This is a genomic window from Rodentibacter caecimuris, from assembly GCF_001019715.1.
GTDB lineage: Bacteria > Pseudomonadota > Gammaproteobacteria > Enterobacterales > Pasteurellaceae > Rodentibacter > Rodentibacter caecimuris.
In genome coordinates this window covers 1,946,416-1,960,939 of the sequence record NZ_BBXJ01000001.1, presented here as the reverse complement: position 1 = coordinate 1,960,939, position 14,524 = coordinate 1,946,416, and the positions used below count along the sequence as shown (strand labels likewise).

Annotated in this window: 14 protein-coding genes and 1 tRNA gene; 10 read left to right on the top strand and 5 right to left on the bottom strand. The window is 40.7% G+C overall.

Annotation, left to right across the window (positions count from 1 at the left end; genetic code table 11):
* From PNEUHYL_RS09560 to PNEUHYL_RS09545, 4 genes are all read left to right on the top strand, one after another.
* Complete coding sequence (locus PNEUHYL_RS09560; RefSeq protein WP_059367636.1) at window positions 1-4,170, top strand: TipJ family phage tail tip protein; 4,170 nt, start codon at window positions 1-3, stop codon at window positions 4,168-4,170.
* A 105-nt stretch (window positions 4,171-4,275) separates the two neighbouring features.
* Entirely contained in the window at window positions 4,276-4,569 is a 294-nt protein-coding gene (locus PNEUHYL_RS09555) for a hypothetical protein (protein ID WP_059367632.1), read from the top strand.
* Between the two features lie 39 nt (window positions 4,570-4,608).
* The gene (locus PNEUHYL_RS09550; RefSeq protein ID WP_059367628.1) at window positions 4,609-4,956 is read left to right on the top strand and encodes a hypothetical protein; all 348 of its coding nucleotides are present in this window, start codon (window positions 4,609-4,611) and stop codon (window positions 4,954-4,956) included.
* A gap of 125 nt (window positions 4,957-5,081) precedes the next feature.
* Window positions 5,082-5,699, top strand: a complete 618-nt coding sequence (locus PNEUHYL_RS09545; RefSeq protein ID WP_059367626.1) for a hypothetical protein — start codon at window positions 5,082-5,084, stop codon at window positions 5,697-5,699.
* 514 nt (window positions 5,700-6,213) lie between these two features.
* Here the strand turns inward: PNEUHYL_RS09545 and PNEUHYL_RS09540 are convergent.
* Window positions 6,214-6,303 (bottom strand) — tRNA-Ser (locus tag PNEUHYL_RS09540).
* Window positions 6,304-6,428: 125 nt separating this feature from the next.
* Between PNEUHYL_RS09540 and dauA the strand changes: the two genes are divergently transcribed.
* The 5 genes from dauA to dusC all read left to right on the top strand — a co-directional run bounded on the left by dauA (window position 6,429) and on the right by dusC (window position 11,474).
* Window positions 6,429-8,171, top strand: coding sequence for a C4-dicarboxylic acid transporter DauA (gene dauA / locus PNEUHYL_RS09535; RefSeq protein ID WP_059368858.1), 1,743 nt, complete (start codon window positions 6,429-6,431; stop codon window positions 8,169-8,171).
* 58 nt (window positions 8,172-8,229) lie between these two features.
* Window positions 8,230-8,946: a ribonuclease PH gene (gene rph / locus PNEUHYL_RS09530; RefSeq protein ID WP_059367624.1), complete on the top strand. Its 717-nt coding sequence runs from the start codon at window positions 8,230-8,232 to the stop codon at window positions 8,944-8,946.
* A 9-nt stretch (window positions 8,947-8,955) separates the two neighbouring features.
* Entirely contained in the window at window positions 8,956-9,597 is a 642-nt protein-coding gene (pyrE, locus tag PNEUHYL_RS09525; RefSeq protein ID WP_059367621.1) for an orotate phosphoribosyltransferase, read from the top strand.
* A 74-nt stretch (window positions 9,598-9,671) separates the two neighbouring features.
* On the top strand, window positions 9,672-10,538 hold the full coding sequence (djlA, locus tag PNEUHYL_RS09520; protein WP_059367619.1) for a co-chaperone DjlA: 867 nt from the start codon (window positions 9,672-9,674) through the stop codon (window positions 10,536-10,538).
* A gap of 3 nt (window positions 10,539-10,541) precedes the next feature.
* Window positions 10,542-11,474 carry a tRNA dihydrouridine(16) synthase DusC gene (gene dusC / locus PNEUHYL_RS09515; RefSeq protein WP_059367618.1) on the top strand — a complete coding sequence of 311 codons (933 nt, stop codon included), beginning with the start codon at window positions 10,542-10,544 and terminating at the stop codon, window positions 11,472-11,474.
* Window positions 11,475-11,553: 79 nt separating this feature from the next.
* On the opposite strand, the gene PNEUHYL_RS09510 is transcribed toward dusC, so the two are convergent.
* Entirely contained in the window at window positions 11,554-11,967 is a 414-nt protein-coding gene (locus PNEUHYL_RS09510; RefSeq protein ID WP_059367615.1) for a hypothetical protein, read from the bottom strand.
* 91 nt (window positions 11,968-12,058) lie between these two features.
* A complete protein-coding gene (locus tag PNEUHYL_RS09505; protein ID WP_059367609.1) occupies window positions 12,059-12,373 on the bottom strand; it encodes a hypothetical protein in 315 nt (104 codons plus the stop codon).
* A 124-nt stretch (window positions 12,374-12,497) separates the two neighbouring features.
* On the opposite strand from PNEUHYL_RS09505, the gene PNEUHYL_RS09500 reads away from it, so the two are divergent.
* The gene (locus PNEUHYL_RS09500; RefSeq protein ID WP_059367608.1) at window positions 12,498-12,866 is read left to right on the top strand and encodes a helix-turn-helix domain-containing protein; all 369 of its coding nucleotides are present in this window, start codon (window positions 12,498-12,500) and stop codon (window positions 12,864-12,866) included.
* A gap of 43 nt (window positions 12,867-12,909) precedes the next feature.
* Here the strand turns inward: PNEUHYL_RS09500 and dapF are convergent, their stop codons facing one another.
* Entirely contained in the window at window positions 12,910-13,734 is an 825-nt protein-coding gene (gene dapF, locus PNEUHYL_RS09495; RefSeq protein ID WP_059367605.1) for a diaminopimelate epimerase, read from the bottom strand.
* Window positions 13,735-13,864: 130 nt separating this feature from the next.
* The gene (gene lexA, locus PNEUHYL_RS09490; RefSeq protein ID WP_059367603.1) at window positions 13,865-14,488 is read right to left on the bottom strand and encodes a transcriptional repressor LexA; all 624 of its coding nucleotides are present in this window, start codon (window positions 14,486-14,488) and stop codon (window positions 13,865-13,867) included.
* Between the last annotated feature and the right edge of the window lie 36 nt (window positions 14,489-14,524).

Sequence of the window (14,524 nt, the reverse complement as noted above, 5' to 3'; positions counted from 1 at the left end):
ATGGGTAAAGGTGGCGGTGGCGGCGGACATACTCCGTATGAAGCTCCTGAAACAGGACGCTCAAAACAAAGCGTGCGAGTTGTTGAAAGTATTTCAGAGGGTGTTGTAAAAGGGTTGGTTGATGGAATGAAATCCATCTATTTAGACGATACGCCCATTCAGAATGCCGATAACAGTTTTAATTTTTCAAACGTGACATGGCAAGGACGAAAAGGTCTTGCAGTGCAAGATCAGCTTTCTGATTTTGATACTTCGGAAAGAGAGGTTAATGTCGGGCAAGAAGTAAAAAAATCATCTCCACTTACTCGCACGATCACAGATAAGAATGTATCTAGATTGCGCTTACATTTGGGCGTAAGTAGCCTTTTCAGTCAAAACGATCAAGGTGATACACTCGGATCTAGTGTCAATTTCATTGTTACAGTCGGAGATCAAACTTACCCTCTTAACATTACCGGTAAATATAGCTCTCAATATTTGCGTCAGCTTGATATTGAAAATTTACCGTCAGTACCATTTTTACTTAAAGTTGAACGTGTAGAGCCTGATTCCAAGTCTCAACGTTTGCAAAATAAAACCATTTGGGCGAGCTACACGGAGATCATTGAAGGTGAATACACCTACCCTCACACGGCATTAATGGGGATTGAATTCGATTCAGAATATTTTAGTGCAATTCCAACCCGCAGCTACGAGATCTACGGTATAGAGTGTCTTGTTCCGTCTAACTATAACCCGATAACCCGTACTTACACCGGCGATTATTGGGACGGTGCATTTAAAACCGAATGGACGGACAATCCATTATGGGTGCTTTACGATTTAATGACCAACAAACGTTACGGGCTCGGTCATCGTATTGACGGGTTTTCTATCAATAAATGGGCTTTCTATACTGCAGCGCAGTATTGTGATCAACTTGTGCCGGACGGCTTTGGTGGACAAGAACCCCGCTTTACTTGTAATGTTTGGATTAGTGAATCACGCAAAGCCTATGACTTGATCAATGATATTTGCTCATGCTTCCGTGGCTTGCCTGTGTGGAATGGTTCTGAATTTTCTATCGTATTAGATCGACCAAGTGATCCGGTATGGGTTTATACCAATGCAAATGTGATAGATGGAGAATTTGAATATTCCTCTTCTGCTAATAAAGATCGTCATAATTCGATCCAAATTACCTATTTTGACAAACTCAATAGCTATAAAAGTGCGATTGAGCTTGTTCAAGACGATCAAGATGTGGCAAAAAACGGCTTAAAACAGTTAAAAAAAGCGGCTTTTGGTTGTACCTCACGGGGGCAGGCACACCGCATGGCAAAATGGATTTTAGAAACCGAACGCCTTGAAACTGAAATGGTAACATTTACTGTTGGGCGAGAGGGATTAGCCAATATTCCGGGCGATATTATCCGCATTGCTGATAGTTATTTTGCTGGTACAGAGATCGGTGGAAGAATTATATCCGCAGCCGGAAAAATAATAACAGTGGATCGTGACGTTACTCTTTCTGGAACAAAGCAAGTTTTTTCTTACGTTGATAACAAAGGCAAAGAGCGCCACGCAAAAATCGCTGCGGTAAAAAATAATCAAATTACTTTGGTTGATCCGCCGATAAGTATTGCCGTTCAGTACCCGTGGACGATTTCAAATGAAAATCTTGTCACAAAGCTATATCGTTGCATTACAGTTCAAGAAAAAGATGGCAAAGATCAATTTACTATTTCTGCCATTCAACACGAACCGCAAAAAGAGGCGATTGTTGATAATGGTGCGAATTTTGAACCTCGTGAAACTACTTTGCTCAACACTCCGAAAGTCGGTGATATCCAAATCAACATTGGACCAGACGGTAAAGTTCATGCGTCAGCAGACACAACCGGCGGGGTTGGATTAGTTACCTATGACATCTTTATTTATAAAGATGGAAAATTATATTCATCTAAATTAGGGAGAAAAACAGCCGAACTTGATTTAGACGATCTCGAAAATGGTGAATATACCGTTGTAATTCGTGCGAAAAACCAAAACGGACAACTACTCAATGAAAAGGCAAAACCCTTTACCATCGACCGCCCTCCTGCCCCAACAGGCGTGCGTGCTACAGGTGGTTTAGGCAATATTACCCTTGAGTGGGATTGGATCAACGATGCCACAGCCACCGAAATTTTCGCAGCAGAAACGGACGATATTCAAACTGCAAAACGTATTGCAAAAGTCACCGCTCGAATGTACACCCACGAAGTGGGCGCAAAACAAGTGCGTTACTATTGGTTGCGTCATACCCGTGGCATTAATGTCGGCCCGTTTTATCAACAATCAGGCTTAAGGGCGGAAAGTGCGGTCGATATTGACGAAGAATTAGCGCTACTTAATGAAAAGTTGTCACAAAATATCGTCAATGAAGTGATTGATACCGCATTGCCGGCACGCAATCTTGAGCTAATCAAAACGGTGACGGGATTAAACGTTAATGAGTTTGCAGGCTATAACCAAGTCCATAACACCACTGACGGCAAGTTGTACACGTGGAATGGAACCAAGTATGTTGACAACAGCATTGATGTTGGGAAATTACAAATCCCGACAAAACAGCTCACCGGCACCCTCACTGCACAACAAATCGGTGCAAATGTTATCGGCACTCAACACTTAGGTGCCAATATTGTGACGGCGGACAAAATGGCGGCGGATTCCGTCAGCACGGCAGCATTACAAGCCGGTGCGGTTCGTGCAAGTCACGTTGCCGCAGGTGAATTAACAGCGGATAAGTTAGCGATTGGGTTGGGTGGGAATTTGTTGTATAACCCGATTTTTGCAAATCCTACAAAAGGTGTTCCTGATGGATGGACTGCTACTGAGAAAGGTGTTCCTGAAGATAAGAAAGGAGAAAGATATTGTAGGCAAGATACTGAATTTAAATTAGGTGGATATTTAAAAAATGAAAATGTTTTAAGGTGGCATAATAAAATAACTAATCGTAACGATTCAAGATGTGGAATACATCAAAATGTGGCTATTAATGCAGGTCATTGGTATATGATTTCAGCGTATATGGGTAATCATAGTTGTAAAAGAGTAGAAATATATATTGATGTAAGAGGGGCTAATGGAGAATATTTATTAAATAAAAAAGAAGGTTTTAGTAACAGGTATAGCTTTCAAGGTATTAATAATGCCAAAAGAGTATTTATTAAGTTTCAAGCCCCTCCTAAGGCGGTTAGTCTTGATGTATTCTTTTTCTTTTATGATGGTGATAAGTCTAATCCTAATGGGGCTTGGATGTTCGTGGCTCGCCCTATGCTTGAGGAATGCACAGCACATACTAAAGAGCCGTCTGCTTGGCAAAATGCCGGTGTAACGGCGATTCACGGTGGCTCGATTGTCACAAACACCATCACCGCGCAACAAATTGCTTCCAATACGATTACAAGCAATCAGATCGCAGCCGGTACTATCGTCGCTCGAAATATGGCAGCAGGCAGTATCAATGCCTCGCATGTTGTCTCTAAGACATTGACTGCGGATAAACTCAATATATCGAGTTTATCAGCGATTAGTGCGAATTTAGGACGAGTGACAGCTGGAACAATCACAGGGACGACTATTGAAGGGAATAACATTCGTGGCGGAGTGGTATCGGGTACAACAATTAATGGTTCAACAATTAATGGAGGATTGATAAAAGGGGCAAGGATTGAGGGGATAACAGGTGAATTCACTGGTTCGCTAAGAATAAGTCAATTAGTGGGTGGTAATATCTATGAAACATTGTTAGTTGATAAATGGAAGGCTCTTGATAGAAGAGTACGTTTTGATACTAAAGATAGTACAGGGGTAATAAAACGTGAGTATTACTATGCGTATGAAGCAAAAATCAATATTTTGCCTTCTGGTGCAAAACGATGGGTACAAGTTCCGTTTAATATTACCACATCGGATTACAGCCACATGGGAGAAAATGAGAATTTAACTTTGTACAAAAGAGGAAATTTATCTCATCTTGCAAATGGAAGTTTCTCGAAAGTGACCAATACGACATTCATTCTAAATGAAAATCAGCAATTAAATATAAAGCTATTAGCGTGGGCTAGTAACGAGAACAGTCTAGATAAACCGCTTATTACAACTATTCTCTATTCCAATTCAAGGCTTTTGGTTAAAGTTTAAACACAGACCACACAAAAGTGCGGTTAAATTTAGGCGATTTTTTCAATATAGCCTCGATAGTACAAACTGTCGGGGTTTTCTTTTATCTAAAACAAGGAGTCTTTTATGACAACATTTAACAAAATCTTAAACCCAATGTACTCAGCGATTGCTAGTTACAGTACGCAAGAAGACGGTTCAATCAATGCAAAATACGTTATCGGCACCGGCACAGATAATGACGGCGTCGTCACAGATTTCACACCGATTATCAGTGAATATAAATGGATTGATGCCGAAGCGGCAAAAGCGATTAATGACGCACCTTTTACTAAAGAGGACATCGGCAAAACGCCAACACAAATTATGCTTGCGCGAATCTACAATCATTTGAAAGAAACGCAGCAAATTTACGTTTAGTCACAGCCCTCAAACTAGGGCTTTTTTATTGGAGCGAAAATGGAACAAATCGACTTAGAGATGGTTCGGGGCGACGATGAAGGTTTTACATTTGAGGTTGTGGAAGATGACGACCAAGAAAGTGCGGTCAATTTTGACGGCTGCCGACTTGATTTACACATCAAACCCAAACGGGGCGATGTTATCAAACTATCAACTCAAACAGGAGAAATTGCCGTAGAAAATCACCTTATCCACATCTCAATCTCACATGATAAAACGCAGGGCGTGAAGTGGGAATCTGCCAAATGGGATTTGCAATGTATCGACCAATATCACAAAGTGCGCACGATTGCCGGTGGAGAATTGACATTAATCCAAGATGTTACGGTGGTGAACGATGATTAATGTTCTTTCAAAGAAAAAACCGTACAAAGTGCGGTTAATTAAAACCCAATATATCGTCTTAAACCACAAGGAATATGACGAATCTCTCAACAAAATTTACCAACAAACAAAACAGGAGCTTAGAAATGGCGAGAATAAATAAAAACCAACCCGTCGATGCAATGTTTGCCTACAACGTGGCAAAAGATATAGTTAATCTTGAAAACGAGATTGAAGTATTAAAAAATCAGCCTGTCCCACGGGTAATGGAAGTAGAAAACAGATTGGTTGCAACAGACAATGCTGTGTACAGACAGGTAAAGAACTTGGCTAATATCAAGCTCGTTCAGACAGGGTATAGAGACGGTATTTTTTGGTATGGTGACAGACCAAATGATGGCTATTGGTTAGACCCTTTTACCCAGCGGGTCTATTTAAGACGTGACAATCAAGACAGCGAAGTGGAATTGCCAAGTCCGGAGCTTGTGCGCAGATTGAATATCAGTTACCGCTTTGACCAATTTGGTGAACTAATGGGGTATCCACTCTCAGATGACAATCACGTGCTGAACATGGATTTTGAGGAATTTAAAAAAATCTCGATTGAAGTGGGAATATTTACTTTTGAAAATCTCAATAATAAACAGAAAACAACAGGGTTGTTTGGTTTTGCCTTTGCAGGTGAGTCTTTTAAACTCTATTACCTCGGCGTAGAGGTTTATTCCAGCATCATAGAAGATGGCGGGAATGAGTCTGAGCGTTAAAATAAATTTTTGATAAAAGCGCGGTAGGTTTACCGCACTTTTTCTTTGACGCGTCAATCTTGATTGTCCTATTCTTGTGAAGAATATGAGTAAGGTAATTTGATATGAAGCAATGGAGAGTGTGTCGTAGATGTGACGTAAAAGGAGTGAAATGAGGTAAATAGATGTAGAACACTATCAAAATGCAAAATGATTAGCTTTGCAAGTCATTGTTTTTAATGTGAAATTTTATCTTTATGAAAAATATATAGAGAACTTCTAAGGCGTGGGTCAAAGGTTCGAATCCTTTAGGGCGTGCCATTTGCTTTTTTTATTCATTCATTATTCTTAGCTGGTTGTTGTCTTTATTCCAAGAAATTTCTTATTTTGTATAAGCAAAGGTTTCTTTTCCCCAATTAATATACTTAACAAAGCCTAAAGACATTGATATGACTTTACAGTAATCAGAGATTGTTGGTACGGGATACTTCCCCATTTTTGGAGAAAGATTTTTGTGTATAAACAGAATGAATAATGGCGGTGAGAGGGGGATTCGAACCCCCGATGCAGTTTCCCACATACACGCTTTCCAGGCGTGCTCCTTCAACCACTCGGACATCTCACCGTGTCGAGGTGCGCAAACTATAAAGACTTGCATAAATTTAGTCAAGTTTTTTGAGCTAGAATATAAAAATCTTCTTAAATTTTCGCTAAAATAGCGATATTTTATTCATGTCTTGTTGTTTTTTTATGCATCTCAAATCATTGTTTTCTAAAAATGTGTTTTTATCCGTAAAACCTTTCAGTGCTTTGAAAGATTCTTTTCGGGCCGGTTACACAAAAAAATCATTTCTTCGGGATATTATTGCAGGCTTAACCGTAGGCGTGATCGCTATTCCACTTTCTATGGCGCTGGCAATCGCCAGTGGCGTACCGCCTCAGCATGGGCTTTATACAGCAATTATCGCTGGGGCAGTGATTGCAATTACGGGTGGCTCTCGCTTTAATATTTCAGGCCCCACTGCCGCTTTTGTAGTGATTTTGTATCCGGTAACCCAACAATTTGGGTTAAGCGGTTTATTAATGGCAACGGTGCTTTCCGGAGTGATCCTCATTCTAATGGCGTTATTTCGTCTTGGTCGATTGATTGAATATATTCCGCTGCCGGTAACCTTAGGTTTTACCTGTGGGATTGGGATTACCATCGGCACTTTGCAAATTAAGGATTTTTTAGGTTTGAGCATTGAGCAAATGCCGTCGAATTATTTAGAAAAAATTCATGCAATTTTTACCGCACTTCCGACGATTAATTGGGCGGATACTCTGGTAGGAGTGGCGACGTTGTTGGTATTAACCCAATGGCATAAATTACGCCTTGCGATACCGGGACATTTACCGGCAGTGATTATCGGCACAATGTTGGCGCTCGTTTTACAATATTTGGGGTTTCATGTTGCGACTATTGGTTCGGCATTCCAATATACTCTGTCAGACGGCTCAATCGGCTCAGGCATTCCGAGCGTATTGCCTGATTTTGCCTTGCCGTGGAATATCCCTAACGCACAAGGCGAGTTGATTCAATGGGATTTTAATAGTTTGCAAGCCCTATTGCCGGCGGCATTTTCTATGGCGATGTTAGGAGCGATTGAGTCGCTACTCTGTGCAGTCGTGCTTGATAATATGACGGATACTAAACATCATTCTAATAATGAATTGTTAGCACAAGGATTAGGCAATATTGTTTCCCCGTTTTTCGGCGGAATCACCGCAACGGCAGCTATTGCGCGATCTGCTGCGAACGTCAAATCCGGCGCGGTTTCACCTATCGCCAGTGTAGTGCATGCATTGCTTGTGCTGTTTGCGTTGCTGTTTTTCGCAAAAGCGCTTTCTTATTTGCCCCTTTCTTCTATGGCGGCGTTACTTTTGATCGTGGCATGGAATATGGCAAGCGTACATGAAATCATAAATCTTGCCCGCCGTTCTAGCAAAAATGAGCTTACTGTACTACTTACCTGCTTAATTTTGACCGTATTGTTTGATATGGTTATTGCGATCAGTGTAGGCGTATTGTTAGCGAGCCTCTTGTTTATTCGTACCATTGCGGAAATGACAAAAGCCATTGAACACAATGTACCGGATGATCTCAATGACGTTTTAGCCTATCGGATTAGCGGCCCTTTATTTTTTGCCGCGGCAGATAAATTATTTTCTGATTTGCATGATAAAACGGTACATACCGATCATGAAATCAAGCATATCGTATTGCAGTGTGATGCTGTGACCGTACTGGATGCAGGGGGGATTCATGCGCTTACGAGATTTGTGCAACATATGTTACCGCATCAGCAGCTTTACTTATGTAATATGCAGTTCCAACCGCTCAGAATGTTGGTGAAATCAAATACGATGCCTGAAATACAAAAAATTAATTTTGCTTCTGATTTAAAGGAAACTTTTGATAAAATTCGTGATTTTGAGCAATCTAATCCATAATAAAAACAAAAGCGTGCTAGAATAGTGCGCTTTTTTATAACATATTAAGGAATTTTCAATGCGCCCGAATAATCGAGAAAATCATCAATCCCGCCCAATTAAAATTACCCGCCATTACACCAAACATGCCGAGGGTTCGGTTCTTGTCGAGTTTGGTGATACGAAAGTTCTTTGTACTGCCACGGTGGAAGAGACCGTACCGCGTTTTTTAAAAGGTCAAAACCAAGGTTGGGTTACCGCTGAATACGGTATGTTGCCACGCTCTACGCATAGCCGTATGCAACGTGAAGCGGCAAAGGGTAAACAAGGCGGACGTACAATGGAAATTCAGCGTTTAATTGCCCGCTCTTTACGTGCGATGATTGATTTAAAAGCCTTAGGCGAACGGGCAATTACCTTAGATTGTGATGTGATTCAGGCTGATGGCGGCACTCGCACCGCTTCGATTACCGGTGCAGCGGTTGCATTATGTGATGCAATCAATGGTTTAATTGAAAATGGCACGCTAAAAACGAACCCGATTAAAGGGCTGGTCGCGGCAGTTTCAGTAGGCATTGTTGAAGGGCAAGCCGTTTGTGATTTAGAGTATGTAGAGGATTCGGCGGCAGAAACGGATATGAATGTCGTGATGATGGAAGATGGCCGTATGATTGAAGTGCAAGGTACGGCAGAAGGTGAGCCGTTCAGCCATGAAGAATTACTCACTTTATTGGATTTAGCCAAACAAGGCTGCTGGCAAATTTTTGCTGCGCAACATGAAGCGCTCGGTTTATAAGGATAAACAATGGAACAATATAAACGTGATTTTATTGAATTTGCACTCAGCCGTAATGTATTAAAATTTGGTGAGTTCACATTAAAATCTGGACGTAAAAGTCCGTATTTTTTTAATGCCGGTTTATTTAATACAGGGGCGGATTTAGCGCGTTTAGGTGAATTTTACGCAGCTGCTGTTCAAGCAAGTGCGGTTGATTTTGACGTTATTTTTGGGCCTGCCTATAAAGGGATTCCGATTGGCACGACAGTGTCTGTGGCATTATTCAACCGTTACAACATTGATAAACCGGTATGTTTTAACCGTAAAGAAACCAAAGATCACGGTGAGGGCGGTAATTTAATCGGCAGTCCGCTACAAGGAAAAATTTTATTAGTGGATGACGTGATCACCGCGGGAACGGCTATTCGTGAATCCATGCAACTTATTCAGGCAAATAATGCTGAATTGGCAGCCGTCTTGATTGCTTTAAATCGTAAAGAACGTGGCAAAGGTACACTTTCTGCGATTCAAGAAGTTGAACGCGATTATCAATGTCGAGTGTTATCTATCATTGATTTAGATGATTTAATGCAATTTATTGAACAAGATCCGCAATATCACGATCATTTGCCGACAATGCGTGCCTACCGATCTGAATTCGGTGTATAAAACTTGATAAATCAATCTTTGTCGCCATTTTAGAGAAACATGGCAAAAATCAACCGCACTTTAAGAGGAAAAGAATGAATTTTATTGGAAAAATTTTAGGTGTGTTTATTGGCTGGAAAATGGGCGGATTTTTTGGTGCAATAGCCGGTCTTATTTTGGGTTCTATTGCCGATAAAAAGTTATATGAACTTGGTGCCGTGAATTCAAGTTTTTTCAAACGTAAAACCACACGCCAAGAACTTTTTATGCAAACGACTTTTGCTGTGTTGGGGCATTTGAGTAAAGCGAAAGGGCGGGTGACGGAAGAAGATATCCAAATTGCTAATCAGTTAATGACTCAGATGAAATTGGATGATAACGGTCGCCGCCTCGCTCAAGAGGCTTTCCGACGTGGTAAAGAAGCGGATTTTCCGATTCGTCAGGTTATTCGTGAATTTCGTATCGGTTGTGGGCAACGGGCAGATTTATTGCGGATGTTCTTACATGTACAAGTGCAGGCGGCGTTCTCGGATTCTCAATTACATGAAGGTGAAAAAGAGGTACTTTATGTGATAGCGGAAGAACTTGGGCTTTCCCGTATGCAATTTGAGCAAATGATAGCCATGGAAATGGCAGCCCGAGCTTTCACACAAGGTGGGTTTTATCAGCAATATCAACAGGGAGCTTATCAACAAGGGAATTACCAATACCAACAAAACGGTGGTGGGTATCAGCAATCTTCAGGGCCGACTTTAAGCGATGCTTATAAAGTATTAGGGGTAACGGAGACTGATGATCAAAGTACGGTAAAACGGGCCTATCGTCGTTTAATGAATGAACATCATCCGGATAAACTGGTAGCAAAAGGTTTACCGCCGGAGATGATGGAAATGGCAAAAGAAAAAGCACAACAGATCCAATCGGCTTACGACTTGATTTGCAAAGCAAAGGGTTGGAAATAAATTGTGCGTGTGATTCTCGCACCCATGCAAGGCGTACTGGATCCCCTTGTACGCCAACTTCTTACTGAGGTGAACGACTACGACTTGTGCGTGACGGAATTTGTTCGCGTAGTTGATCAACTTCTTCCTAATAAAGTGTTCTATCGTTTATGCCCTGAACTGAAAAATCAGGGCTTAACGCTTTCAAGCACACCTGTGCGGGTTCAATTACTCGGCCAACATCCCGATTATTTAGCCGAAAATGCCGTTCGAGCAATTGAACTCGGTTCGCACGGGATTGATTTAAATTGTGGTTGCCCCTCCAAAACCGTGAACGGTAGCCATGGCGGCGCCGCATTGCTCAAACAACCAGAACTAATTTATCGTGCCACTCAGGCTTTGCGAAAAGCTGTTCCTCATCATCAGCCCGTTAGCGTAAAAGTACGATTGGGTTGGGATGATATTTCTCAAGCCATTGAGATTGCCGATGCGGTGGAACAAGGCGGGGCGACAGAAATTGCCGTTCATGGTCGAACTAAGGCTGATGGCTATCGGGAGGATCGCATTAATTGGGAAAAAATTGGCGAAATTTGCGAACGCCTATCTATTCCTGTCATTGCGAACGGCGAAATTTGGTATTGGCAAGATGGGCAAAATTGTCTTGCCAAAACAGGCTGTCATGATCTTATGGTAGGACGTGGCGCATTAAACATACCCAATTTAAGCCATGTCTTAAAATTAAACGTGCCAAAAATGCCGTGGTCAGAAATTCAAACAATGTTACAAAAATATGCCGAAATGGAGAATTCTCACGACTCGGGCTTTTATCATGTCGCACGGATTAAACAATGGTTGCGTTATTTGAATAAGGAATATGAGGAAGCCAATGCGATGTTTGAAAAGATTAGAACTTGCCAAACCGCGGCGGATTTGCGGGAAAGGTTGAGCCAGATATAAAACGAAAAAGTGCGGTTAATTTTAACCGCACTTTTGTTTTTTTAGAGTTGAATATTCCTATCGCTCAAAGAGCCAGAGATTAATACCAAGATTTATTGGTTACTGCGGTTGATACGTTGGTGACTTTATTTGTACCTGTATCAATTTTTACCCTTAGCTGTTTTTCATTTTTCTTTTCAACACTTGGTTTCATGAAATTGTGTCCGAAAACAATACTTAATGGTAGTGTGATTGGAAAGAGTGCTACTGGAGTATAATTGCTATGTTTTTCGTAAGATTCATAATACCAAATTTCATCTAAATTAGACTGCTGATGAATTTGTGTGGGTTCACCCATAAATTCTCTTACTTCATTTTTGGTCGTAACATTAGCAATAATTTTATTTTCGATTGATGTCAGGTTTTGTTCTCTTAATTTTGAACTCCCTTCTAGGGTTGTGCTACATGCAGAAAGTAATGTAAGAGAGAGGATTATTGTGCATAGTTTTTTCATAGTAATTTCCTTAATGAAAATTAGTTTTAGGGGATAGTTATGTTATTTTTAGCCTAAATTTAATCCTATTGCGTTAAGAGCAATAATAAGTTTAGTAAAGTATGTATCCCTGTTTTTGCAATGAATTTACTTTATGCTCCCATTCCTCCAACTCTTTTGTGGGAACGCCATAACGATAGCCATCAGCTGCCATACAGCTTATTATAAGGGTATCTTTCTCCGTCACTTCAACTTTATTCATTCCCACATCATAAACGCATTTATGATATTTGTTCTTTGCTTGATTTGCAGTCACGCCGTCTTTGAACCATCTCTCAGTCGGTTTTTTCGGCATTGGTTGCATATTGGCGCAAGCCGTTAAAGTAGCACAAATCGTCGTTAAAATAATTAATTTAGAGATTTTCATTATATTGCTCCAAAGGTTAGTTAAAAAACACTTGCTATGTTATATTTAGCCCAAAGTTAATCCAGTAGCTCTAAGAGTTATTTAAAAGGCTGAAAGAGTTAAAAAGTGACTAGTAAGGTAAGTTATGGAATCATCAGAAAAAATTAAAATCATGCGTGAAATGAATCAGTGGACGCAGGAGGAGGTCGCAGAAAAATTAGGTATGTCCACAACCGGTTATGCCAAAATCGAACGGGGACAAACGAATGTGAGCGTTGAGAAATTAAAGCAAATCGAGCAAGTGTTTAATGTTAATGTCGCACAGTTATTAGATGACGATGAACGCTTTGTGATTTGTTCTATTGGTGATAACCATTCTAACTATAGCAATTATTTTGGCACGAATGAGAAACTTGCCATTGAAAATGATAAATTAAAGGAATTGCTTACAGCCAAAGATAATGAGATTGAAGCGTTAAAAAAAGTGATCTCACTATTAGAAAATAAAGAATAATCGGACAAAAAAGTGCGGTTGATTTTAACCGCACTTTTGGGGTTCAAAGCTGAATGCTCCCATCATAAATATGTGTAGCATCTCCTGTCATATAAAGCGGATGATTTTCCCCTTGCCATTCAATGGTAAGGCTGCCTCCCGGTAAATCCACTTGGACTTTATTATCAAGTAAGCCTTGCATTATTCCTACTGCTGCTGCTGCACAGGCTCCGCTACCGCAGGCTTGGGTTTCACCGGCACCGCGTTCATAAACACGTAATTTAATATGCTGACGGTTGATTACTTGCATAAATCCGACATTAACCCTTTCTGGGAAACGTTCGTGATTTTCTAATAGCGACCCAAGTTGTTCGACATTTGCCGTATGAATATCCTCTACTTGCACTACACAATGGGGATTTCCCATAGAAACCGCACCGCATAAAACCGTTTGAATATCTGTACGTAAAATATAATTTTTTTCGAATTTATTGGCTATAAAAGGGATCTTTGCCGGCTCCCAAATAGGTTCTCCCATATTTACCCGAATTTGCCCGTAGTCTTTTACGGTTAAAATCATTTTGCCTTTTTGCGTGCTGACGGATATGTCTTTTTTATTGGTTAAACCTTTAAGTGTGACAAAGCGTGCAAAACAGCGAGCACCATTACCGCACTGTGATACCTCGCTACCATCGGCATTAAAAATACGGTAATGAAAATCTAAATCGGGATCGTAAGGCGGTTCTACGATTAATAGTTGATCAAAACCAATTCCACGATGGCGATCCGCAAGACGTTTAATGGTTTCGGGGGTGAAATAAACATTTTGTGTAATGGCATCGACCACGACAAAATCATTGCCTAAACCATGCATTTTGGAAAACTGCATTTCCGATCCTCAATTCTTTTAAAACGATACTTCGGCATTATAGTAAGCAATGAATTGAATGGCAAACTTATGAAAATAAGAGATAAAATAAAAGTGCGGTTGATTTTAACCGCACTTTATTAGTTAGGATTTACATCCAGGCATTGTTACGGATAATCCCAACAGCAATGCCTTCAATTTCAAAGTTGGGTTGTTCCGCCAAATTGACGACAATAGGCTGGAATTCTTCGTTTTCGGCATGAAGGTAAACGATCGATCCTTTGCGTTCAAAACGTTTTACGGTGACTTCATCTTCAATACGCGCAACAACGACTTGCCCATTTCGTACATCTTTTGTGCTATGTACCGCAAGTAAATCGCCGTCTAAAATACCGATATCTTTCATTGATTGACCGTAAACTTTCAATAAAAAATCCGCTTGCGGTTTGAACATACTGGCATCTACGCTGTAAGTTGCTTCAATATGTTGTTCGGCAAGAATCGGTTCGCCTGCTGCAACCCGACCAATTAATGGTAAACCTTCCATTTCATCATTAGCACTATCGCTTAAGATACGGATACCGCGTGATGCACCGGCGACAATTTCAATTGCACCTTTTCGGGCGAGCGCTTTTAAATGTTCTTCAGCCGCATTAGGGGATTTAAACCCCAGTTCACGAGAAATTTCTGCACGGGTTGGGGGCATACCGGTAGTTTCTAAGTGTCGCTTTAATAAATCCAACACTTCCTGTTGTCTATTGGTTAATGGTTTCATATCCACTCCTGTCCTTATATACAGATTTTTTGATAT

What these genes read in the sequence shown, in the direction of transcription:
- PNEUHYL_RS09560 (WP_059367636.1), top strand. Translation starts at nt 1, where the DNA reads ATGGGTAAAGGTGGCGGTGGCGGCGGACATACTCCGTATGAAGCTCCT.
- PNEUHYL_RS09555 (WP_059367632.1), top strand. Translation starts at nt 4,276, where the DNA reads ATGACAACATTTAACAAAATCTTAAACCCAATGTACTCAGCGATTGCT.
- PNEUHYL_RS09550 (WP_059367628.1), top strand. Translation starts at nt 4,609, where the DNA reads ATGGAACAAATCGACTTAGAGATGGTTCGGGGCGACGATGAAGGTTTT.
- PNEUHYL_RS09545 (WP_059367626.1), top strand. Translation starts at nt 5,082, where the DNA reads ATGGCGAGAATAAATAAAAACCAACCCGTCGATGCAATGTTTGCCTAC.
- dauA (WP_059368858.1), top strand. Translation starts at nt 6,429, where the DNA reads ATGCATCTCAAATCATTGTTTTCTAAAAATGTGTTTTTATCCGTAAAA.
- rph (WP_059367624.1), top strand. Translation starts at nt 8,230, where the DNA reads ATGCGCCCGAATAATCGAGAAAATCATCAATCCCGCCCAATTAAAATT.
- pyrE (WP_059367621.1), top strand. Translation starts at nt 8,956, where the DNA reads ATGGAACAATATAAACGTGATTTTATTGAATTTGCACTCAGCCGTAAT.
- djlA (WP_059367619.1), top strand. Translation starts at nt 9,672, where the DNA reads ATGAATTTTATTGGAAAAATTTTAGGTGTGTTTATTGGCTGGAAAATG.
- PNEUHYL_RS09510 (WP_059367615.1), bottom strand. Translation starts at nt 11,967, where the DNA reads ATGAAAAAACTATGCACAATAATCCTCTCTCTTACATTACTTTCTGCA.
- PNEUHYL_RS09505 (WP_059367609.1), bottom strand. Translation starts at nt 12,373, where the DNA reads ATGAAAATCTCTAAATTAATTATTTTAACGACGATTTGTGCTACTTTA.
- PNEUHYL_RS09500 (WP_059367608.1), top strand. Translation starts at nt 12,498, where the DNA reads ATGGAATCATCAGAAAAAATTAAAATCATGCGTGAAATGAATCAGTGG.
- dapF (WP_059367605.1), bottom strand. Translation starts at nt 13,734, where the DNA reads ATGCAGTTTTCCAAAATGCATGGTTTAGGCAATGATTTTGTCGTGGTC.
- lexA (WP_059367603.1), bottom strand. Translation starts at nt 14,488, where the DNA reads ATGAAACCATTAACCAATAGACAACAGGAAGTGTTGGATTTATTAAAG.